Here is a 22849-nt window from a genome sequence, read left to right as displayed (position 1 = left end):
AAATCATCAATTAGTCATTGAGAGGTCAACTGATGTCGTCGAATGACCTGGCCCCTCTAGCCTCCCCTTTCGTCATCAAGAACCCGCGACACCATTGTCATTGTTCAATCGACTCAGAAAGGAATGGACAATGAGGTCGTTACTCCATTATCCGCGTATTCGCTACTGAACTGACCTCGGTATCCCACGATCAACCTTGCAGCCGAGGCGAAGTCGATGGTCACACCCACCTCGACCGGAAAGCTGTCTCGTCCAACGGGCGCGCCTTCGATCTTGAATTGTGAGGAACCTTCAAACTGGAAAGTACGCTCGGGAGTATATCCCTCAAGGAGTCGCTGCCAGGCGACCGATCCGCTCGCCGATACCGTCGCATGATTAATTCGCCCAATCGTTACGGCCCCCCGGGCGCCAAGCGTAGAGTACGTAAGGCTATGACGGGTTTTGCCACCTTCAAGTGCAGCTGTTCCCCCGAACTCATGGAAAGAGTCATCGCCGCCTTGTTGGACGTAGGCCAGACCGGCGAACGGTTCCAACGGTTCCCCCTGTGCATGAACTTTATAGGACAGCTCACCATACACTTGATCCGTTTGAACGTCGTAGCTTGATTTTGGCGTCTGTATCACGTTGGCCAGTTCAACTGCACGCTTGGTGTCGACTTTATGCAAGGTATGCACGGCCCCGAGATGGACACCGAGCGGGCCGAAAACCCCATTGCTGTAAATCCCTAGATGATAGGAGTCCACGCTCGCCGAGGATTGGCGCTCGTTGACATCGACGCTACTGTTTTCATAGCCGGTGACTAGGCCCACACGCCAGTTATCGGCAACTTGTGTATCGCCACCAAGGTACAGGCCGCTCACGTCCCGCTTCACTTGTGCCGCATTGTCGTTGCCATCGATGGTTGCGAATGAACCGAACGCCTGGCCCCAAAGAGTGAAACTGCCCCCTGAGTCGTGCGGCATCACCGGACAGGTGGACTGCCTCCTATCAATAGGTAGTGCGTCTCTCTGCTCGCTCTGCGCATTGCAGGTTCGGTTCAGGGTCGCTTGACGGATGAAGCGACTGTCATCCAGCAGAACGCCAAACAGACTGGAGTGAATCTCTCCGGAAAGATGGTTATAGGTCTGCTGAATAGTATCGGCATCCGGGAGGTTCAGCACAGAAAGGGCCAGCGCTGAGTTCTGATCGAGCGACGCGAGACCTCCAGCGACACTCCGCTCGTTCCCTGTGGTGGCAAAATCGGTGAAGGAGGTGTCGTTACGCGCCACCTGCAAATAGACCGAGTTCGGGTCATATCCAAGCGTGAGGTCGAGGAATGGCAACGAAAATTGCGTGTTGCTGAACGTGCCGTTGACGCCACTACCCGCACTAATCAGTGTCCAGCGATTGCCGGGCGCATACGTACCGCCCTCAGCGGCGATATCAACGGTACCGCCGGCGATCGACACCGTACCTGACACGTTCAAATGGTCGGCCGCGCCTGACGGGGCAATTTCAGCGGCGAGAACCGAATGGACGCCGAAAGTGACATCCCCGTCGACCGTCAGCGTTCTTATACCGTGACTGCCCGGGGCGATTGTGCCCTCGTTCAGTACATTACCGACGATCCGCCCGGAGCCGGCCAATCCTGCACCGGCGCCTATCTCGACGGAAGGAGACGTCAACTGACCGGCAACATCAAGCTGCCCTGCATCGACCGTCGTACGGATGCTGTAGGCTTGATCACCGGTCAGCGTCGCGGTGCCGGTATTAGTTTTGCGCAACACTTCAAAACCCGTCACGTGGGCGGCGGAGAAGGTAAGGTCCGCGGCATTGTTCAACACCAGCGTATCGCCCACTGCCGAGTTGGTGCCCCCGACGAGGATACCGGTGAAGCCTTGGAGGTCTGCACCATCATTAAGTGTCAGGGTGTCATCGCCTGCACACAGATCGATGGTGCCGCTGCCTGTCACATGACCCGAGACGGTCAGGCTGTCATTACTGGCACCACAACCAAAGTGACCATCGACGGCCAGCGTCGCTCCGCTGGCAACTAGGGTATCGAGTGTCCCTCCTGCAGGGGCAACAACGGATGTGCCTGCGGCAACAGCCAGGGTTCCGGCAGTGACGTTGATCGTCGAAAAATCCGAGTTTCCTGTATCAGCAAGGGTCAGCGTCCCCGCCCCGCCCTTGTTCAACGTTTCAAAGTTGACTGTAGAGCCCAACGTTGCGGCAGTGGAAATGTCCGCTCCAATTGTGTCGGTGCCCGCCCCCCCGTCGAGGGCGCCAATAAGTGCAGAGAGGTCCGCACCATCGTGCAGGGTCAGCGTATCGTCACCATCGGCCAGATCAATTGTCCCCGTGCCAGTCACGCGCCCGGACATATCGAAGGTGTCGGCGTCTGAGGTGCCGTTAAAATGCCCACCTTGCAGATCCAGCGTTGCACCTGACGCCAGCGTCGCCGTCTGGGTGCTGACGTTGCCGCTGACCGCCAGTGTGCCAGCGCTGATGGTGGTGTCGACGAAGCTCGAATCACCGGTGATTTTCAATGTGCCCGCACCGGATTTTCCGAGAGACTCGAAACTCAGCAGGCTACCAAGGGTCGTCGTGCGTCCATTGGATACGTTGGTGTTCAAGGTATCGTTACCGGCACCACCATCCAGCACGCCAGTCACCGTCGTCGAGTCGTAAACCTTGAATGTGTCATCGCCGGCACCAAGGTCGAACACACCGCTTATGTTCAAGGTACCCGCCACGTCCAGCGTGTCGTTGCCATCGCCCAGGTCGCCCGACGCATTGAGCGTGCCGCCTTCAGCCACGCTGACCGTGTTTGCCCCGTCACTGCCGGAGATGGCGATCGCCGGCCCCGAGTTGCCGCTTGTCGTGCGACCGCCAGCGACCAGGAAGCTCGTATCGTCCGCCATGATGAGGGTGTCTGCGACGAGCGTGGCTGGCGCCCCCGTAGCCCCCAGATTCAACGCTCCCTGTGTGAGCTCAATGTTTGACCAGGTCTGTGGGCCGACAAGAGTGGCGGTGCCAATGTTCTGTTTTTTCAGGTTTTCAAAATTGACGATTTTACTGCCGTCAAGCGTAAACCCTGTGGCGACATCCAGCACCACTGTGTCCCCGACTGGTATATGAGCGCCGCCATCCAGTGGATTGGTCAGCCCGGAGAGATCCGCACCTTCATGCAGGGTCAGGGTGTCGTCACCATCCGCCAGATCAATAGTTCCACTACCACTCAGTGTGCCCAAGACGTCCATGTGATCGCTTTGCGCACTGCCGGTCCAGCTACCGTCGACATTGAGAGTCGCACCACTGTCGATGTCTGCGTTCAGCGCGCTACCCGCCTGCGCTACTACGTGAGATCCGGCCTGGACATCGAGGGTCCCGGCTTCAACCGTAACCGCGACCAATTCGGAATCGGCGGGGCCAGTTAGGTTCAAGGTGCCGATACCGCGTTTGGTCAGCCCCTCGAACTCGGTCACGGCGCCGATATTGGCGATACCCGCCAGATCGTAGATGCGCGTATCGAAACCGGCGCCTCCGACCACCGTACCGTTCACAGTCGCTCCGTCATGCAGTACAAACGTGTCATCACCAGCGCCTAGCGTGAAGCTGCCGCCAACCCCTCCATCGAGGGTCCCGGCGACGTCCAGGGTGTCTTTGCCGTCGCCCAGATCACCGGTTGCCGTGAGCACGCCACCATCCACCACCGTGACCGTATTCTGCCCCGCACTGCCGATGATCAACGCTTGGGTAGCGCCCACTGCCTGTAAGGTACCCGCGACGATCAATGAGGTGTCATCTTTCATGGTCACCGTCGGCGTTCCAAGATTGCCAGTGACGAGCAACGTGCCTTCTTCAAGCTGAGTACTGTCGCTGTAACTCTGGTTACCGGTTAGCGTGACGATACCGGTATTGGTCTTGATCAGGGTTTCGAAGTTAATGATAGTGCCCGTGCCGAACGTCAGCGCCTGTGCATTGTTCAGCACGATTTTGTCGCCGGCACTGTGGTTACCGCCGTCAAGGGTCCCGGTAAAGCCACTCAAATCAGCACCATCGTTCACCGTCAGAACGTCATCACCGTTACCCAACGCAATATCACCGCCCCCGCTGATAGCACCCGACACGTCCATGGTGTCGTCACCGACCGAACCGCTGTAATTGCCGTCAACATTCAATCGAGCACCCGCGTCCACGGTGGTGCTGACCACTCCACTGATACTGCCCAAGGTCGATACGCTCAGGGTGCCCCCCTCTACCAACACAGTGGTGAAGTCGGAAAGCGACGCACCGTTTATGTTCAGTGTGCCGATATTGCTTTTGGTCAACGACTCAAAATTAGCCGCCCCGCCCAAAGTTGCGCTGCTGGCAATATCCGCCACCAGCAGATCAGCGCCCGCGCCACCGTCAATGGCGTTGGTCAGTGCGCTCAAATCGGCGCCGTCACGCAGGATCAGGGTGTCATTGCCATCGGCCAGACTCAGAGTGCCGCTGCCGCTCACCCTGCCCGCGATATCTAAACTGTCGCTTTGATCACTGCCGGTCCAGTTGCCATCGATATTGAGGGTCGCACCACTCATAACCTGCGCGTTCAAGGCACTGCCAGCCTGGGCAACTACGTTCGTGCCCGCTTGGACATCCAGCGTACCGGCTTCGACCACGACATTTGCCAACTCCGAGTCCGCAGGCCCGGTCAGATTGAATGTACCTGTGCCTCGTTTGGTGAGGCCTTCGAACTCGATCAGCGCATCGACATTCGCCGTCCCCGTCAAGTCATAGACCCGGGTATCGACACCCGCGCCACCGGCGACGGTGCCTGTCACTGTCGTGCCGTCATGCACCACGAAGGTGTCATTCCCATCGCCCAACGTAAGCGTACCGCCCACACCAGCATCCAGCGTGCCGACCACATCCAGTGTGTCATTACCGCCCCCCAGATCCCCTGTGGCCCTCAAGGTCCCGCCAGCGCCAACCGTAATCGTGTTCACCCCGCCAGAGCCTGTCAGTTGCAAGGCTGTGCCGCCCACCGCGCCCAGGGTTCCATCGACCTTCAGCGTGGTGTCGTCCGCCATGATCACCATGGGGGTATCAATCAGGCCCATTACGGCCAATGTGCCGCCATTGAGTAGCGTTCCCGCACTGAAATTTTGATTGCCGACCAGCGTCGCCTCACCCAGATTGTCTTTTTGTAGTAACTCGAAGTTGGTGGTAGTGCCGACATTGACACTGAGTACACTTGCGTTATTGAGCTGCAGCACATCAGCCGCACCCGTACCGCCGCTAATGGTATTAGTTAATACAGCGCCATCATTGAGGGTCAAAGTATCGTTACCGTCGCACAGATTGATCGTGCCGCTGCCTGACACCATGCCCGACACGGTCATCGTGTCATTGCCTGCGCCGCAGCCATAGTTGCCGTTGATATTAAGTCTGGCGCCTGCAGCCACCAGGGTATTCAGTGAATTGCCGAGCACTGGCACCACACTGCCGCCCTCAGTAACGTCCACAGTGCCCTGGAGCACATTCACAGTCGTAAAGTCAGAAGACAGTGGCCCTGTAATGTGGAGCATACCGTCCCCGGTCTTGCTAAGCGTTTCAAAACCTTGCACCGCACTCAGATCGGCGCTCAAGGCCAGGTCTGTGTTGAACGTGTCCGTCCCTGCCCCAGCGGAAACCGCCCCTAGAATTTTGGTTCCATCATGGATGGTCAGGGTGTCATCGCCATTACCTAGCGCAAAGCCCCCTGGACCGGTACCGAGGGTTCCGGCTACATCCAATACATCATCGCCGTCCCCCAAGTCGCCGCTCGCTAGGGCCGAACCATTGATGATCACGGTGTTCTTACCGGCGCTGCCGGTGATGTAGCTGGTGGTAGCGCCGACCGCTTGCAGCGTTCCGTCGACGGTCAAGACGGTGTCATCACCCAAGGTCATGGTCGGTGTAGTCAAGTCACCACTGAGCACCAATACACCTGCAGCAATGGAGGTGCCCGCGCTGAAACTTTGGTTGCCGATGGTCGTCAGGGTTCCGACGTTTTGTTTGCTCAAAAACTCGAAGCCACTTACACTTGCACCGTCGAGTGTCAGCGCGAAGGCATTGTTCGCCACCAGCGTGTCAGCCCCAGTGGAACTGCCACCGTCGATGCCAACACCCGTGATGAGCGCGCCATCATTTATGGTCAGAGTGTCGTTGCCCGCGCCCAATCTCAAAGCAGCGGTGCCGGTATCGAGTGTACCCGTCAGGTTCAGGGCATCGGTGCCATCACCCAGGTCACCATTGGCCCGCAAGGTGGCGCCTGCATTGACGTTGACGGCGCTGGCTGCTGCGTCACCAGTGATTAGCGTCGCGGTGCCCCCGGTGGCCTGCACCGTGCCATCCACGTTGAGAGTGGACACGCCATTGATGCCGATCGTCGGCGTGGTGAGCGCGCCATTCACATCAAGAGTGCCAGCACTGATCCTTGTCGCACCGACGACGTTGTTGGCAGAGGTCAGCGTTGTGACGCCGGTGCCGATCTGGGCCAGCGTCCCGGGCCCGCTCAAGGTGCCACTGAACACAAAGTTATTGCTGCGGTTGATCGATAAGGTCGAACTGGCCGAGTCGATGATCACATTACCGCTGCCAGCATTGCCGCTGGTGCCGCCATTGCCGATCATCAGGTTGCCATTATTGATGACGGTATTACCGGTGAACGTGTTGTTACCCGTCAGCGCCCAGGTACCACTGTCATTTTTGGCCAGCGTTGTCACACCGGTGCCGTTATCACCAATGGTCCCGCCCAGAGTATTGTTGCCGGTGTTGGTGCCGCCCAAGGCGATGGTGCGTGCGGTGTTGGTACCCGACAGGGTGACCGCGCCGGTGCTGGTAAAGTTAATCGCGCCCGTACCCGATGACTCGATGAAGGCAACACCGGGAGCCAGCGTGAACAACCGATTGGTGCTGTCGCCACTACCCAGGTAACGCAGGGTCGAACCGTTACCGATTACCAGGTTGCTGGCCACACCGGACGAAGCCCCGATACTGCTGGCGACACCACCGTCGGCCAGATCAGTGACGCTGAGAACACCACCATTGATGGTGGTTATGCCGGTGTAGGTATTGCCGGCATTGGCCAGTTCCCACGTACCGGTGCCGGACTTGGTCAGCGAGATGGCGCCGGTGCCATTGTTGGTCAACTGCGCCGACAGACGATTGCTGTTCGTATTGGTGCCGGTGAGTGTGAGTGTACGTGCGGTGTTGGTGCCCGCCATAACCAAGGGGCCACTATTGGTGAACTGAACCGCACCGCTACCCGAGGCATCTAGACTCCCACCTGCGGTGCCCAACGTGAACAGGTGATCAGTGCTTGAGCCCGTCCCAAGGTACTGTAATGTGCCGCCATTAATCAGCAGGTTGCTCGCGAGCGCCCCAGAGTTGCCAATCGAGCTGTTACTGCCGCCATTACTCAGGCAGTTAACTGACAATATGCCACCATTGATGGTGGTGCTACCGCCGTAACTGCTGTTACAGCCTGACAATTTCTGAGTACCCGCACCGTTTTTAACCAACCCGCCGCTGCCACTGATAGCGCCGGCATAGGTCTGGCCGTTCCCATTACTGAGTGTCAGGGTGGCTGTCCCCATCGTGATATTGCCGCCCGTGGGGCCGCCACCTTGTAACCACGTGAACGTCTGGTTGAAACTGTTGGCATCCAGCGTGGCACCCGCCGCGTTGCTCATGTCCAAATGGCCGGTGCCGAAGGCTGTCGCCGAACCGGCGCGCATGATGCCCGCGGTGACTTGTGTACCGTCCGTATAGGTGTTGTTGCCGGACAGCACCAGGGTGCCGGAACCGTCCTTTCGCACAGGGGCACCACCCACAACCGTTCCACCGACCCACAAGGTGGTGGCCGCATTGGCCACGTCGATGGCGGCCACACCGCTCTGCGACGTGAATCCACGGTCGATGTTGACGCTACCGCCTGTGTATCGGAGCAAGCCCGTGTTGAATACCAGATTGGAAGACACGCTGGAGGAGACACCTATGCCGCTGGCAAGACCGCCATTAGCCAGGCAGTCCACGTTGATCTGGCCGCCGTTGAGGCTGGTGACGCCGGTATAAGTATTGTTACAACCGGACATCGTTTGGGCAATGCCGCCGAATCCCCCACCCCGCGTGAAGCCGCCGCTGCCACTGATGCCCCCGCTGAATGTTCCGCTGTTAGCGGTGGACGTCAGCGTCGCGGAGCCCAGGGTCACACTGCCACCGCCAACGAGCGCCCCGATCGAGGTGTTGAAATTGTTGTGATCCACTGTGGCTCCGCTCGCCACGTTCAGGGTGTTGGCTGTGTTGCCGAAAGCCTGGGTGGACCCTGCCCGCAGCGTGCCGGCATTGACCGCATTTCCTCCCGCGTAGGTATTGGTGCCGGAGAGCACCAAGATGCCAGTACCTTCCTTGCGCAGACCGTCATCACCTACTGCCGTACCACTCATCGTCAGGGTGGTCGCGGCGTTGCTGACGCTGATGCCACCGCTGCTGCCACCAGCACCAGGAATGCCGACAGTGAAGCCGTGGTCGGTGCTCGTGGTCCCACCGTTATATTGGAGCGTGCCGCCGTTGAGGACGAGGTTGCTGGAGGCGCTGCTGGAAGCGCCTATGCCGCTGACCTGGCCGCCATTAGCCAGGGTGTTTACCGCCAGCGTGCCGCCAGTGACCGTGGTGGCGCCTGTGTAGTTATTAGCCGAGTTGCCAAGCGTCAGCATCCCTGGGCCGAGTTTGGTAAAGCCGGCATTATCACCACTGGTCACTTGACCATTGAACGTCAAATTGGTGACCGCGTTGCTGACATCAATCGAGCCGCCCAGAACTGCACCGGACTTGGACGTCGTGAAACCGCGATCGCTTATGGTCGTGCCGCCTGTGTAGCGCAGCGTGCTGCCCGCCAGTACCAGGTTAGATGGCGCGGCTGCGGAAGCACCGATGCCACTCCCCACACCGTCGTTACCAATGTTGCTGACGGAGAGAATCCCCTGCGACACTGTCGTTGGACCGGTATACAGATTATTGGCGTTAGTCAGTGTGACAAGACCGGTGCCCACCTTTGTAAAACCGATGCTGCCACCGTTGTCGATGATCTGCGAATCAATGGTGAAGTTACCGGTACTGTTCTGCTGGATCCCTAACCCCCCCCCCCCGAGGGTTCCGCTGATCGAGCCACCCGTCACGGTTTGATTAAACGCGCCTACCGAAGGTGCGACGATGATGACGCCATCGAACCCGAGCGTTTGACCGGCCGCAATGGTGACGGTGGTGGACACTGGCCGGGTATACCGCAAGCCAGCCAGTTGCACACTGTTACCTACGGTTCCGAAGAAGCCGGCCGTATCGGTAATAAATTCGTTGGCCAGCCAATTGGCCGCATTGTCCTTTTGAGTGTAATCAGCAAGGGTGAATGCTGTGATGTTGCCAGCCACCACTTTGGCGTAATCGGTGCCATTAACTGTGGCCCAGCCACCCAGAGTGGTGTTACTGGTGGTGAAGTTGCCGCTGACGGGCAAGCCGAAATTGATCAGCCCCCCCGTATGGGTGATCGCCCCGAAATTGAAGCTGCTGCTGCCCCCGGCCCCGGAGGTCGCGCTGATCGTGTTGTTACCGTCAGTGACATTGAGACCGTTAAAGGTCTGCGTAGACGCCCCCCCGCCAATGCCAATTACATTGAATGTGCCACCGCCCATATTTAAAGTCGAGGTGCTGTGGATGATATTGCTGGTCGGCGCGCCGGCGGCGGCGAAGTTCAGGCCCAACGTACCGCCGTTGACTGCGGTCGCTCCGGTATAGGTGTTGACGCCGCTCAGTGTCAACGTGCTGGCCCCCAACTTGGAGAGTCCGCCACTGCCGGTGATGCTGCCGGCGTAGTTGGTGTTGGTGCCGGCGGGGCCGTTCACTGTCAACGTCGCGCTGCCCAAGGCAACGCTCCCCCCCGTACCAGCCAGCGAGGTAAAAGCCGTATTGAAGCCGTTGAGGTCCAGCGTGCCACCGTTCACCACCGCCGCGGCGGGTGCCCCGAAGGCTTGCGCACTACCGGCACGTAGGGTGCCGCCGTTGACGGTGGTGGTGCCGGTGTAGGTGTTGGCGCCGTCGAGCACCCAGGTTGCGACGCTGCTCTTGGCCAGGTTACCGGTACCAGAGATGATGCCCGTGAAGTGGTTGTCGCTGCCCGTGAAGCTGCCGCCTAGGGTACCGGTGTTGGTGATTGCCAGATTGCCGACGAGAGTCAGAGCCCCGCCGCCGTCGCTATTTATCGTGCCGTTATTGAGCGTCCAAAAACGGTTGCTGGTGGCACCGCCGCCGGTGTAGCTGAGCACGCCATTGCTGGCGATATTAATGCCGCCTAGCGTGCCGGTGCCAAGGGAGCTGGCCACGCCCGTGTCCGCCAGCACGCCAGCCCGCACCGTCACGTTATTCATGTTGCTGGCGCTGGTATAGGTATTGACGCCGCCGAGCGTAATACTCCGTCCGATATTGCCACCGTAGACGACTGTTGGGACGTTGGTACCGCTGATCACCCCCAGCAACATAAGGTCGGCCGTATTGGCAGTGAATCCGATATGACCCGCCCCGAGCCCGGACATCGCGATATTGCCGGTCAGGGCCAATGTGCCGGTACCTGAGTTGATCAAAGTTACCGGCGCCGGGGCTCCGGCGGAATTCAAAGCCCAGTTGCGGTTGGAGCTGTTGCCTGTGCCACTGTAGACCACCCATGTGGCGACCCCTCCGCCTGAATTTGCGCTGATGGTGCCATTGGCCACGGTGGTCGGCGCGCCCAGCGAACTGGCCACGCCGAGGTCGGCAATGGAGGTGAAGGTATAGGTACCACCGAAGCCTGGGTGAAAAAATACTGTCTGGCCGGTATAGTCGTTCGCATCATTTGTCAGGATGACCCCACTCTGCGCATTAATGCTACCTGCACCGGTAATCCGAGCCGAGCCTACTCCCGTTCCACTGAGGATCACGGAGCCACTGCTAACATTAATCACACGGCTGGCGGCCAGTGCTCCGGTACTGGCCAGCTGGGTGCCATTGGCCATGGTAATGTTATTGCCGGCGGCACCGAGCGCCGCGTCGCCGTTGACAAAGAGACCACCGGCCCCCAGGTTTATACCGCCACTAAAAGTGTTGACACCATTGAGGGTCAAGTTGCCGGTGCCGGCCTTGGTCAAACCCACCGTCCCGGTGATGATGGAGTTGATCGTGGTGGTGACGCCCGGATTGGAAGTAATGGTCGGGGACACCCCGCCCAACGTCAGTGTGCTGCCATTGAGCGTGTAGCCCGTGGTCTGGAAGGTTAGATTGTGTACATTGATCGGCGCCCCCAACGCCACGGCACCTGCAGTGCCGCTAAAGATTGCGTCATCGAACGCTACGTTACTCCACGGTATGTAAGGACCGCTGACACCATCATTGTTAGCGCTCCAGATAGCGCTGGAGGTATTCCAGGTGCCAGTTCCACCCAGGCCAACCCCGGTGCCATTGACATCCCAATATCGGGTCGCCGCATTCAACATAGTGCTGAGCATTATGTTTGCAGATAGCAGAATTATCAGGGCATTTTTTATACTGTTCCAACGTCCCGTGCGAGCCCCCTTTGTGTGGGACTTGGCGTGCTCACTGACCGCGATAAAAGTGCTGACACTGGCGCTCCAGACGACACGGAATACATGATTCATGATCTTCGTCCTTTGTTTTTTCTTGTCGGCCATACGCACTGACAGCGTGATGCGCTTGACCGGGCTGCGCCAAGATCAAATGGATACGGTCTTTACGAGACTTGGCAAGAAGGGCAATAGGAACATTGTAGAAATGCGGAAAGGCCTCATACTCCTAGGGGGCGAGTCAATAAACCTTGAACCGTGAATCTCTTAGTTCAGGGCTCAGTTCAAATGCGAGGAACACCCTTTTTTGAGAACCTAACCGCCCTGGATGAATCAAAAACGTCCCAGCCAAGACGACCGTTTGTTGATTATTGTCGTTATCCGCGATTTTAGTCGGGCGAGAGATCTATTTTTCGGATGAACGGTACGTGTCAAGGTACCTGTCGCGTTGGTACTTCTGCTGCTAACCCATTGCGCCGTTAACTTCAGGGCGTTCTGGGTTCAAATACACCGCATCTGCAAGCTTCCAGTTGCGTGTCCTGGTACTCCAGCGGCTCGGATTCGCTTCACTGGCCTCTTCATAAAGCGCTGCTCTAGCTTGTAATAAAGCCGTCGCTTTGCCTTCGTGTCGCTCGTTTGGTGTCACGTATTTCAAGGCACTGTGGCGGTGATCTTCGTTGTACCACTCGATGAATTTCTGCACCCAAAGCCTTGCATCAGTCACCGTTTCAAAAGGTTGATCTGGCCAGAGTGGGCAGTACTTAGCGGTACGGAAAAGTGCCTCGGCATAAGCGTTATCGTTGCTCACCCTAGGCCGGCTAAAGGATGGCTCGACGCCCAGCGCAACCATACTTTCACGCAACAAAGAACCTCTCATCACGTGCCCGTTATCCGAGTGCAGCACCAGCGGGCGACCCGCTGTGTGTTCACGTAAGCACCCCTTTCTGAGCAGTTCGCACGCGTGTTCGGCGCACTCCACCTCATGTACTTCATTGGCGACCAGCTTGCGGCTGTAGACATCCTTGACCATGTACCAGTAGAAAAACCGGCCTCTGACGGTACTTGGCAACCAGGTGATATCCCAGCACCACACCTGATTGGGGCTGTCAGCGCGATGAGTCGTCAGCACCCTGCGTTTCGGGGCTTTGGTTCTGCCACGACGCACGTTTTGGTTGGCGGTTTTTAACACTCGATAAAACGTCGACTCCGAAGCCAGGTAGATGCCTTCATCGGCCAGCTTAGGAACGATTTGGTGCGGGGTGAGGCTGGCGTAGCCAGCCTGATTGGCGGCATCAAGCACTGCTTGGCGTTCCGTCTCACTGAGCTTATTAGCCGGAGCTGCCCGTTGAGCCAGTCGTCGTCGATCACAACCAGTGTGTCTCCAGCGTTAGACTGTGCGCAGGCTCAACCCCAACTCATTGCACGCTCGATATCGACGAGCGCCATTCAGTACCGCGTCTGCAATCAACTTCATGGCTTGCGTGCGATCAAAGGCGTCGATCAGTCTTCCTTGTAGTGGTCAACTAATCCCGGACACGACGTTAAGTTTTTCTTCGGCCCGAGCTGGCGCCAGCCCACCGTTGAATTGATGGGGCCGAATCCAGTTGTACCGATGCATCAAGAAATGGCTGATATCGCGTTGGGCTTCTTGAGCAGTTCTGTAACCTGTGGTCGGTATCCATTCAGTTTTCAAGCTGCGGAACACGCGCTCCATCGGCGCATTGTCCCAGCAATTCCCCCGACGACTCATGCTCTGGCGCATGCGATAACGCCACAGCCGCTGGCGAAATAAACGACTCGCATATTGCGACCCTTGATCCGAGTGAAATAGCAGGCCCTGAGGCCTTCCTCGTTGCTCGTAAGCCATATCCAGAGCCTTAGTAACCAGCTCGGCATCCGGCTTTTTCGACAATGCCCAGCCCACCACCCGACGCGCGCAAAGATCCAGCACGACCGCCAGATAGTGCCATTTCCCCTGGGTGCTCGACCTTGGCACGCAGTTGCGCCTTGGCGTATTCGATCTTGCGCTTGACCCGGTACAGCACACTGCCTTCGCCGTGCAGCTTGTAGCTGCTTGGCCGTGCTGCAATAGACCAGATAACGTCCCGCTCAGCATGCTTCGGTCGCTTGGCTGCACCGGTGTATCCAGCGTCACCCGAAACATAGGTTTCGGCACCGTGCAGCAACTGGTCAACCTGGGTGACATCCGCCACGTTGGCGGCCGCCCCTACCACGCTGTGCACCAGCCCCGACGTGGCGTCGACACCAATGTGGGCCTTCATCCCGAAGTGCCATTGATTGCCTTTCTTGGCCTGATGCATCTCAGGATCACGCTTGCCTTCTCGGTTCTTGACCGAGGGCGGCGCGGCGATCAGGGTAGCGTCGACGATAGAGCCTTCCTTGAGCAGCAGACCCCGGCTGGCCAGATGCAGGTTAATCGTTTCAAACAGCACCCGCGTTAGTTGATGGGTTTCCAGCAAGCGGCGAAAACGCAGCAAGGTAGTGGCATCCGGTGCCGACTCACGGCCCAGGTCGATACCCATAAAACCAAGGATGGCCTGGCTGTCGTAGACGGCATCTTCGCAACCTTCATCGGAGAAACCGAAACACTGCTGCACGACATACATGCGCAGCATGCGTGACAACCCAATCGCAGGGCACCCGCGCTTGCCTGTGGTGTCGCTATAGAACGGCGCCACTTGCGCCTCCAGCTGTGCCCAGGGCACAAGCTGCTCAAGATCAGCCAGGAAGCGATCTCGGCGAGTCTGCTTTTTCTTGCCGGTGTATTCGAGTTCGGAGAAAGTCTTCTGCACGCGCGTAACGCTCACGGAGAGGCTGGCTGGTTGAAGGTACTCAGTGTGCCAAGGGTGGGGACGGTTGGCTATTTTTGCAGCGTCTCCTTAGTTTGAAAATTGCCAGTGATCGCGCGCGAAATACAGGTTCACTCACTAAATTGCGACACAAAATTCTGGATCATCACGCTGCGATATTTCTATTTAGATTTTACCGCTTCGGTCTCTAGCCTCTGCTCTACGCACTTGTGCGTCATGAAAACAGAGGAACCTGATATGAATTCGACCATTAGCCTGGGGACTTTTTCCCATCGTCGTACCCTTGGCGTTTTAACTGCCACTCTGCTGTCCTTCTCCGCCCATGCCAGCAACCTGACCCGAGATAACGGTGCAGCCGTGGGAGATAACCAGAACTCACAAACCGCCGGTGCCACAGGCCCAGTGCTGTTGCAGGATGTGCAACTGATCCAGAAGCTGCAGCGCTTTGACCGTGAACGTATTCCTGAGCGTGTGGTGCATGCTCGTGGTACTGGTGCCCATGGCAACTTCACCGTGACCAATGACCTCAGCGACCTGACTAAGGCGAAGGTGTTCGCTGGTGGCCAGAGTACGCCCGTATTCGTGCGTTTCTCCTCCGTAGTACACGGCAACCATTCACCGGAAACCCTGCGCGACCCTCGCGGTTTCGCCACCAAGTTCTACACCGCCGACGGCAACTGGGACCTGGTGGGTAACAATTTCCCGACCTTCTTCATTCGTGACGCGATCAAATTCCCGGACATGGTCCATGCGTTCAAACCAGACCCGCGCACCAACCTTGACGATGATTCGCGGCGTTTCGACTTCTTCTCCCATGTCCCTGAAGCCACTCGCACCCTGACAGAGTTGTATTCCAACACCGGCACTCCCGCCAGTTACCGGGAAATGGACGGAAACGGTGTGCACGCTTATAAGTTAGTTAACGCCCAAGGCGACGTGCACTACGTGAAGTTTCATTGGAAAAGTTTGCAGGGGATTAATAATCTCGATCCAAAGTCGGTGGCAGTAGTTCAAGGTAAAGATTACAGTCACATGACCAATGACTTGGTCGCGCACATTAACAAAGGTGACTTTCCGAAGTGGGACTTGTACGTCCAGGTGTTGAAGTCGCAAGATTTGTACAAGTTTGATTTCGATCCATTGGATGCGACCAAAATCTGGCCAGGAGTTCCTGAACGAAAAGTTGGACAGATGATCTTGAATCGTAATCCTTCGAATGTCTTCCAGGAAACCGAACAAGTTGCCATGGCACCTGCCAATCTAGTTCCTGGTATCGAGCCTTCGGAAGACCGTTTATTGCAAGGACGAATGTTCTCCTACGCCGATACGCAACTCTATCGTCTGGGGGCCAATGCGTTGCAGTTGCCGATCAACGCGCCAAAAGTTGCTGTGAATAACGGCAATCAGGACGGCGCGATGAACATCGGCCATAGCAGCACGGGCGTGAATTATCAGCCGAGCCGATTGATGCCCCGCGAAGAGCCTCAATCCGCGCGATACAGCCAAACGGCGCTGACGGGCAGTACCCAGCAGGAGAAGATCCAGCGCGAGCAAAACTTCAAGCAGGCCGGTGATCTGTATCGCTCCTTCAGCAAAAAAGAGCGAAGCGACCTGATCGAGAGCTTTGGTGGTTCGCTTGCGACAACCGATGACGAGAGCAAGCACATCATCCTGTCGTTCCTTTACAAGGCCGACCCGGAATACGGGACAGGCGTGGCCAAGGTTGCCAAGGGTGATCTGAGCCGGGTCACGGCGCTGGCAGCCAATCTGGTCGACTGACCGCATTTGCCTCAAACGCGGGACCTCCGGTGAGGTCCCGTCGAGCCAAGGAGCTTGCGATGCGTATTTATCTGTTTCTGCTGCTGGTGTTTCTGTCGACCGGTGTCTTTTCCTCCACGACCGAAGACTCGGCGGCGCTGTCGGCTCAACTGCGGGACTACTACTTCGACGCCGCTCGCCGTGGCGATGTGCCAATCCTCGACACCTTTATTGAGGCTAGGTACTCACTCGATACCCGCGACAGTAAGGGTTATACAGCTCTGATACTGGCCGCATATCACGGCCAGTCGGCCGCAGTAGACCGCTTGCTCGCGGCCGGTGCAGATGCCTGTGCTCAGGACCAGCGAGGCAATACGGCGCTGATGGGGGCAATTTTCAAGGGGGAAGTCCAGACCGCTCGAACCTTGTTGTCGGCAAGTTGCAGCCCTGATCAGCGCAACGGCGCGGGACAGACTGCCGCGATGTACGCCGGACTGTTTAAGCGAACCGAACTGCTCCACGCACTCAAGGCCAAAGGGGCAGACCTGAACACCGAAGATCCGTTGGGCAACAGCGCCACGCGTCTGGCCAGCGGCGAAATCCGTACCACTGCGCCGCGCTGATTGACGTCAGTTGAGCGATCATCGCGGTTTTACAGAGCGTTCAGATGACCAAGGCCAAGCGCATGTTCGCCCGCACCGTGTGTGGCTCAAACGGTCGCGGTAGGAATGGTAGTTACCTGCCCCACCGCGCACATCCGTACGTGTGGAACTACGCGGTAACAGGCGTAATGACACGAGGTGAAACCACTGAAGGGATAACTGCTAGGGGGTGTTCTCAATCAGGCCAGCCATATGACGACTGATACAAGACTCAGCATCGACTGGTAGTTTCTTGCCAGTCGCTCATATCTGGTTGCAATACGGCGGTACTGCTTCAGTTTCTGGAAAAAACGCTCCACCAGATTACGTGCCTTGTAGGTATGTCGATCCAGCTTTCGGGGCGTCAGACGATTCCCTCTTGAGGGGATGACGGCTTCAGCCCCATTGGGCTGTATTAACCCCACGAAGGCATCTGAGTCATAACCTTTGTCTGCCAATACCGCATCGGGCGTAAAACCTTCGATCAGCGCTTCGGCTTGGCCATATTCAGAGCTTTGTCCGGGCGTCAGCAGCAGGCGTACCGGGTTCCCCAGGGCATCGACGGCCGCATGAATCTTGGTGCTCAGTCCGCCTCTGGACTTGCCCATGGCTTCGGCGTCCTGCCATGTTTTTTTGCCGCACCTTGCTGATGAAGGCGCACTATGCTGCCATCCACCATCAGGTGTTCTAGGTCAGCGTCAGTCGCAAGCGATGCCATGATCTGTAACCAGACGCCTTTGCGTGACCAGCGGTTATAACGCACATAGACCCGATGCCAGTGACCGTAGGTTTCAGGTAGATCCCGCCAGGGCGCGCCAGTTCGGGCAATCCAGAGTACCGCCTATACAAATAGACGGTTATCGCGGGCGGTCACGCCACGGTCGCTGGCTTTACCCCGCAGCAGTTCCTTGATGCGCACCCATTGATCGTCACGCAACCTATAGCGGCTCACCAGTTACCCCCAAATAGCGCAAGGGTATCGAATGGCACTAATTAGCTGTGGATTCAACCGGTCGACGCAACACAACTAAATTCTGTGTAAGCAGAAGGAGTGTTGCAGATGAAGCAGAGACCTCGGATCTATTACACCGAAAGCCAGAAAAAACTGATGTGGGATCACTGGCAGAAAGGCGACTCTCTCCAGCACATCGCCCAACTATTTGATCGAAACCATTCATCGATACAGCGCATCTTGGCGGAAACAGGCGGTATCAGACCCGCTGTACGCCGCAGGTCCAGATTGGCGCTGACGTTGGCTGAGCGCGAAGAGATTTCGCGTGCAGTGGTGGCAGGTAACTCGATCCGTTCCATGGCTGCGCTGCTAGGTCGAGCAGCCTCTACGATCAGTCGTGAGATCAGACGCAACGGTGGCCAAGGATGCTACCGGGCTAATCGAGCTGATCAGGCTGCCTGGGATCGCGCACATCGACCCAAGGTCTGCAAACTTGTTGAGAACCGAACGGTGGCGCAAATTGTTGCAGACAAGCTTCAATTGCAGTGGTCGCCGGAACAAATTGCCGGTTGGTTGAAGCGTACCTACCCGGACGATACGAGCTATCAGGTGTCACACGAGACGATCTATCGCACGCTCTTCATACAGGCTCGCGGGGCTCTGAAGAAGGAGTTGCTAGAGCATTTACGGCGCACGCGGGCCATGCGTCGCTCGCGCCATCACACGCAGAAGAAAGAAAATCACGGTCGAATCACTGACGCGGTATCGATCCGCGAACGCCCGGCTGCGGCTAAGGATCGGGCGGTGCCAGGTCACTGGGAGGGCGACCTGCTTTGCGGTAGTAGGAACAGCCAAATTGCCACTCTTGTGGAGCGTCATACCCGCTACGTAATGCTGGTGAAATTGGACGGTAAGGATAGCGAGACGGTCATCAGCGCCCTGATCGAAAACGCCCGCAACTTACCCCAAGAACTCTACAAATCGCTGACGTGGGATCGCGGCAAAGAGATGGCTGACCATAAGCGTTTTACGGTGGCTACCGACATAAAGGTCTACTTCTGCGATCCTCATCGTCCTTGGCAACGGGGATCGAATGAGAACACCAACGGTGTTGTTAAGGCAGTACTTCCCAAAAGGAACCGACCTTGCGGATCACTCGCAAGCCACGCTCAATGAAGTCGCAAGGCAGCTAAATAGCCGCCCTAGGAAAACACTAGACTACGAAACACCCGCTGAACGATTTAGCCAATCTGTTGCGTCGACCGGTTGAATCCACAGCTCAAATGAGAACACCCCTAGGCATAAGGTGTTTGATGGGCCTTGAGTCGAGTGCTGCACGCCAGTTAGTCGCCTCGATAGTTTTTATATTGCCGCAGCCAACTAATGAAGGTGCCGCCGGAGAGCGGGCGGGAAAATAGGTAGCCTTGGCCAATAGCGCAACCTAACCCTTGCAACAAAGCCAATTGTTCCTGCGTTTCGATGCCCTCGGCAACCAGCTCGATTCCCAGTCGGCGCGCAAGATGCAATAGACTCTCCACTGCCGCCAATGTCCGCGGATTGTGCGGCATGCTGCAGATGAAACTGGCATCCAGCTTTAGCTCGGTACAGGGCATTTCACAGACGCGCTGCAAGGAAGAAAATCCAGCACCAAAGTCATCGATGGAGATCCCACAACCGAGTAGGCGCAGGCGCACCAGATTCTCAATACTGTTAATAGGTGCCTGCATCAATCCACCTTCGGTAATTTCCAGGATCAGGCTTGTGGCGGGTATCTGCTGCAGATCAAGCTCCTCACGCACAGCTTCTACCAGACCGGGTAAGGCCAACTGGTTCGCCTCCAGATTGATCGACAGCCGCATCCTACCAATCAATCGCTGCTCACGAAAAAAATGGAGGGCATGTTTCGCCAAAATCCGTGTCATGGAGTTTATTGCACCTGCACGCTCCACAGCCTCCAGGAACAGTCCGGGAGCTAGTAATCCATGCTGTGGATGCTGCCAACGTACAAGCGCTTCCGCTCCAACCACGTCCAGCGACTGCAGGTCGAGTTTGGGTTGGTAGAACGGCACGAACTCTCCGGCAAGTAATCCTGAGTGCACCTCGCCATTAGAGAATGATAATTTTATGGGAGATGGCATAGGGCGCTCTGAGGCCGGTCGATAGCGCTGCATTAGCACTTTTAGTTCATCAGAGGAGAAGGGTTTGCCTAGGTCCCCCAACACCTGATAGCCAGACAGTCGCGCAAGCTGTTGAATGGCCAGCCGCAGGTCAGCTGCAATCGCGCTAGAAATAATTAAGGCTGTGATATGTCCAACTTCGTAGGCCTCACGTAAGAAAGCCAAGCCATCGATACCGGGCATCTTAATGTCACAGATAAGCACATCAAAATGGCCTTGGGCCATAAGCATTGTGAGGGCTTGCTCGCCGCTTTCTGCGGCGTACAAATGGGTGAAACCGAGCTCTCGAAGCGCCAAGACGAGCATCTTACGAGTTAGGGCGTGATCTTCAAGAATCAGGATTTTGATACCGTTCATAAATCAGGGCTCTGCACGTATAAGCTGCACTCCTTGAACTCTAGCAACAAAGCCACAGGAGTGAGGAGGCGTTTTATCGCAACTCGTGTCGCGACAGATGAATGCCAGCAGCCTAAATAAATCTAACAATTTGGGCTGTGCCAAATTCAAGGTAAAACAACGACCGTCGCTGGAGAGGCAGTCGTCCCTGTGTTTCCTAGTGGGGAGGGCTGCGATTGGTCAGCAAGAGCCATGCATGCTGGTGAGCTTTCCTGTTGGCTATACCTCGAAAAATCCCAGAGACAGATTTAAAGCTGTTTTGCGAGACGTTACTGTAGGAAAACTCTGAAAGAATACTTTGTGGACAGGCCGTCAGCACAGGCTGGTGAAATGCACATCCCTCGCTGTCACACCGCCACTAGCTTGACCCGTGCCTTGTAGAGTGCCGAGCCACACTTGTGTTTGGCGACACTGTTGCAGCCGATCTGGACGAGCCCCCTGAAAGACAGGACACCGTTTCCCCCTTAACATAAGGGATAGGCAAACGACTGTGTATATGACTAATAGAAACGATAAGGGTGGGGAGCTTTTGGGTCAGGAGCGGCGTCGCCGCTGGAGCCCGGAGCAAAAACTGGCCATGGTTCGCGAGAGCCTGCAACCGGGGCAAAGCGTCTCGGTGGTGGCTCGGCAGAATGGCGTTAATGCCAACCAGCTGTTTCAGTGGCGCAAGCTCTATCAGAGCGGCAGTCTCTCGGCCGTCAGTGCTGGCGAGAGCGTGGTGCCTGCTTCCGAGCTGACCGATGCGCTCAAGCAGATCAGGGAGCTACAGCGCATGCTCGGCAAGAAAACCATGCAGGTCGAGATCCTCCAGGAAGCTGTGGAGATTGCTCGGTCGCGAAAATGGATTGCGCACTCACCCTTGTTGCCGGGGGACGACCAGTGAAGCTGATCAGTGAAAGTCTCGGTGTAGCGCGCTCGCAGTTAACGGTTCGACTCAACCCTGCGGCACGGCCCGAGCGGCGTCGCCCTGCGCTGGACGATGCCGCACGGGTCGAAGAAATTCAGGCTGAAGTGAGTGAGCTGCCCAGCTATGGCTACCGCCGTGTGTGGGGGTTGCTGCGTCGTCGGCGTGAAAAGTAGAGTCAGGCGCCGATCAACGTCAAGCGGGTTTATCGCGTCATGCGCGATCATCAGTTGCTGCTGGAGCGACGGGTTAAACAACCGGGTGTGGCACGCCGTCACGAAGGCCGAATTGCCGTGGCCACCAGCGATACGCGGTGGTGCTCGGACGGGTTTGAGTTTCGCTGTGATGATAACGCCAAGCTGAGCGTGACCTTTGCCCTGGACTGTTGCGATCGTGAAGCCATCGGTTGGGTGGCCAGCCCGACCGGGTACAGCGGCGACGATATCCGCGATCTGATGCTGGAAGCGGTGGAAACACGCTTCGGTGAAGAACCACCTGCCACCCCGGTGCAATGGCTGAGCGATAACGGCTCGGCCTACATCGCTGAGCAGACACGCCAGTTTGCCCGACAGATTGGCTTGCAGCCGGTGACGACACCGGTGCGCAGCCCGCAAAGCAATGGAGTGGCCGAGAGCTTCGTCAAAACGATGAAGCGCGACTACGTCGCCCACATGCCCAAACCTGACCGGGAAACAGCCTTGCGAAACCTGACAATTGCCTTTGAGCATTACAACGAGGAGCATCCGCACAGCGCGCTGAAATACCGTATGCGTCCGGCCAAGTCATCTACCCAACCCCGCAAAGCCGGGACATGGTGTGCACTTAAATTTAGGTGGGCACCAGTTCTAGCCTTTTAAGCGGGTATTTCATGCAGCCAACACGCCGTTCGTATTCCAAATCCTTCAAAGCCCAGGTCATTCAAGAGTGTGCCCAACCCGGCGCATCGATTGCCAGCATCGCCCTCAGCCATAGCCTTAACGCAAACCTCGTTCACAAATGGATTCGGGTGCAAGTGCAGAAAAGCACGGCGCTTCAACCAGCATTCATCCCATTGCCTATGCAAACAACGGCGCCCGTATCTTCATCGAATATCAGCGTTGAGATTCTGCACCCACGCGGCACCGTCAAAGTGAACTGGCCAACCGATAGCGCTGCTGCCTGCGCCGCTTTCCTTCGAGACCTGTTGCGATGATCCGCATCGACGCCATCTGGCTCGCCACCGAGCCCATGGATATGCGCGCAGGCACTGAAACGGCGCTGGCGAGGGTGGTCGCGGTGTTCGGTGCGGCGAAGCCGCACTGCGCTTATCTGTTTGCCAATCGCCGCGCGACTCGGATGAAAGTGCTGGTACACGATGGGATTGGCGTATGGCTGGCGGCACGTCGCTTGAACCAAGGTAAATTCCATTGGCCAGGCGTTCGGCAAGGCAGTGAAGTGCAGTTGGATACCGAGCAACTTCAGGCTTTGGTACTAGGCCTACCTTGGCAACGCGTGGGGTCTGGCGGAGCTATTACGCTGCTTTAAAAACTGTAATTAGCATCTCGGTTTGCTGCCGCAATCGGTCTGCTTTGGTAA

General features: G+C 57.2%; 7 protein-coding genes and 5 pseudogenes. 6 read left to right on the top strand and 6 right to left on the bottom strand.

What is annotated here, in order from left to right; all coding sequences use genetic code 11:
- Positions 1 to 113: 113 nt before the first annotated feature.
- The 4 genes and pseudogenes from ACA051_RS31080 to ACA051_RS31065 form a co-directional block, all read right to left on the bottom strand.
- A complete protein-coding gene (locus ACA051_RS31080; RefSeq protein ID WP_497375773.1) occupies positions 114 to 11690 on the bottom strand; it encodes an autotransporter-associated beta strand repeat-containing protein in 11577 nt (3858 codons plus the stop codon).
- Between the two features lie 388 nt (positions 11691 to 12078).
- On the bottom strand, positions 12079 to 12969 hold the full coding sequence (locus ACA051_RS31075; protein ID WP_497376033.1) for an IS3 family transposase: 891 nt from the start codon (positions 12967 to 12969) through the stop codon (positions 12079 to 12081).
- Positions 12970 to 13134: 165 nt separating this feature from the next.
- Positions 13135 to 13593: pseudogene (locus tag ACA051_RS31070) on the bottom strand (IS3 family transposase); the annotation flags it as partial.
- A pseudogene (locus ACA051_RS31065) lies at positions 13592 to 14428 on the bottom strand (IS5 family transposase); the annotation flags it as partial. The pseudogenes ACA051_RS31070 and ACA051_RS31065, both read right to left, overlap by 2 nt.
- Positions 14429 to 14683: 255 nt before the next feature.
- Between ACA051_RS31065 and katB the strand changes: the two are divergent.
- Positions 14684 to 16225 carry a catalase KatB gene (gene katB, locus ACA051_RS31060; protein ID WP_497376031.1) on the top strand — a complete coding sequence of 514 codons (1542 nt, stop codon included), beginning with the start codon at positions 14684 to 14686 and terminating at the stop codon, positions 16223 to 16225.
- A gap of 59 nt (positions 16226 to 16284) precedes the next feature.
- On the top strand, positions 16285 to 16827 hold the full coding sequence (locus tag ACA051_RS31055; RefSeq protein ID WP_497375771.1) for an ankyrin repeat domain-containing protein: 543 nt from the start codon (positions 16285 to 16287) through the stop codon (positions 16825 to 16827).
- 218 nt (positions 16828 to 17045) lie between these two features.
- Here ACA051_RS31055 and ACA051_RS31050 read toward each other — a convergent pair.
- A pseudogene (locus tag ACA051_RS31050) lies at positions 17046 to 17797 on the bottom strand (IS5 family transposase).
- A 108-nt stretch (positions 17798 to 17905) separates the two neighbouring features.
- On the opposite strand from ACA051_RS31050, the pseudogene ACA051_RS31045 reads away from it, so the two are divergent.
- Positions 17906 to 19067 (top strand): annotated as a pseudogene (locus tag ACA051_RS31045) (IS30 family transposase).
- 73 nt (positions 19068 to 19140) lie between these two features.
- Here the strand turns inward: ACA051_RS31045 and ACA051_RS31040 are convergent.
- Positions 19141 to 20331, bottom strand: coding sequence for an EAL domain-containing response regulator (locus tag ACA051_RS31040; RefSeq protein WP_497375769.1), 1191 nt, complete (start codon positions 20329 to 20331; stop codon positions 19141 to 19143).
- Positions 20332 to 20866: 535 nt separating this feature from the next.
- On the opposite strand from ACA051_RS31040, the pseudogene ACA051_RS31035 reads away from it, so the two are divergent.
- From ACA051_RS31035 to tnpB, 3 genes and pseudogenes are all read left to right on the top strand, one after another.
- Positions 20867 to 22131 (top strand): annotated as a pseudogene (locus ACA051_RS31035) (IS3 family transposase).
- An 11-nt stretch (positions 22132 to 22142) separates the two neighbouring features.
- Positions 22143 to 22466, top strand: coding sequence for an IS66-like element accessory protein TnpA (gene tnpA, locus ACA051_RS31030; RefSeq protein WP_197679976.1), 324 nt, complete (start codon positions 22143 to 22145; stop codon positions 22464 to 22466).
- Positions 22463 to 22798, top strand: coding sequence for an IS66 family insertion sequence element accessory protein TnpB (tnpB, locus tag ACA051_RS31025; protein WP_083359309.1), 336 nt, complete (start codon positions 22463 to 22465; stop codon positions 22796 to 22798). Before tnpA ends, tnpB begins: the two co-directional genes overlap by 4 nt.
- Positions 22799 to 22849: the final 51 nt, after the last annotated feature.

The sequence above is a fragment of the Pseudomonas sp. LBUM1669 genome, from assembly GCF_059695705.1.
The sequence above is the reverse complement of the archived record's forward strand: the minus strand, read 5'-3'. Positions and strand labels throughout refer to the sequence as shown.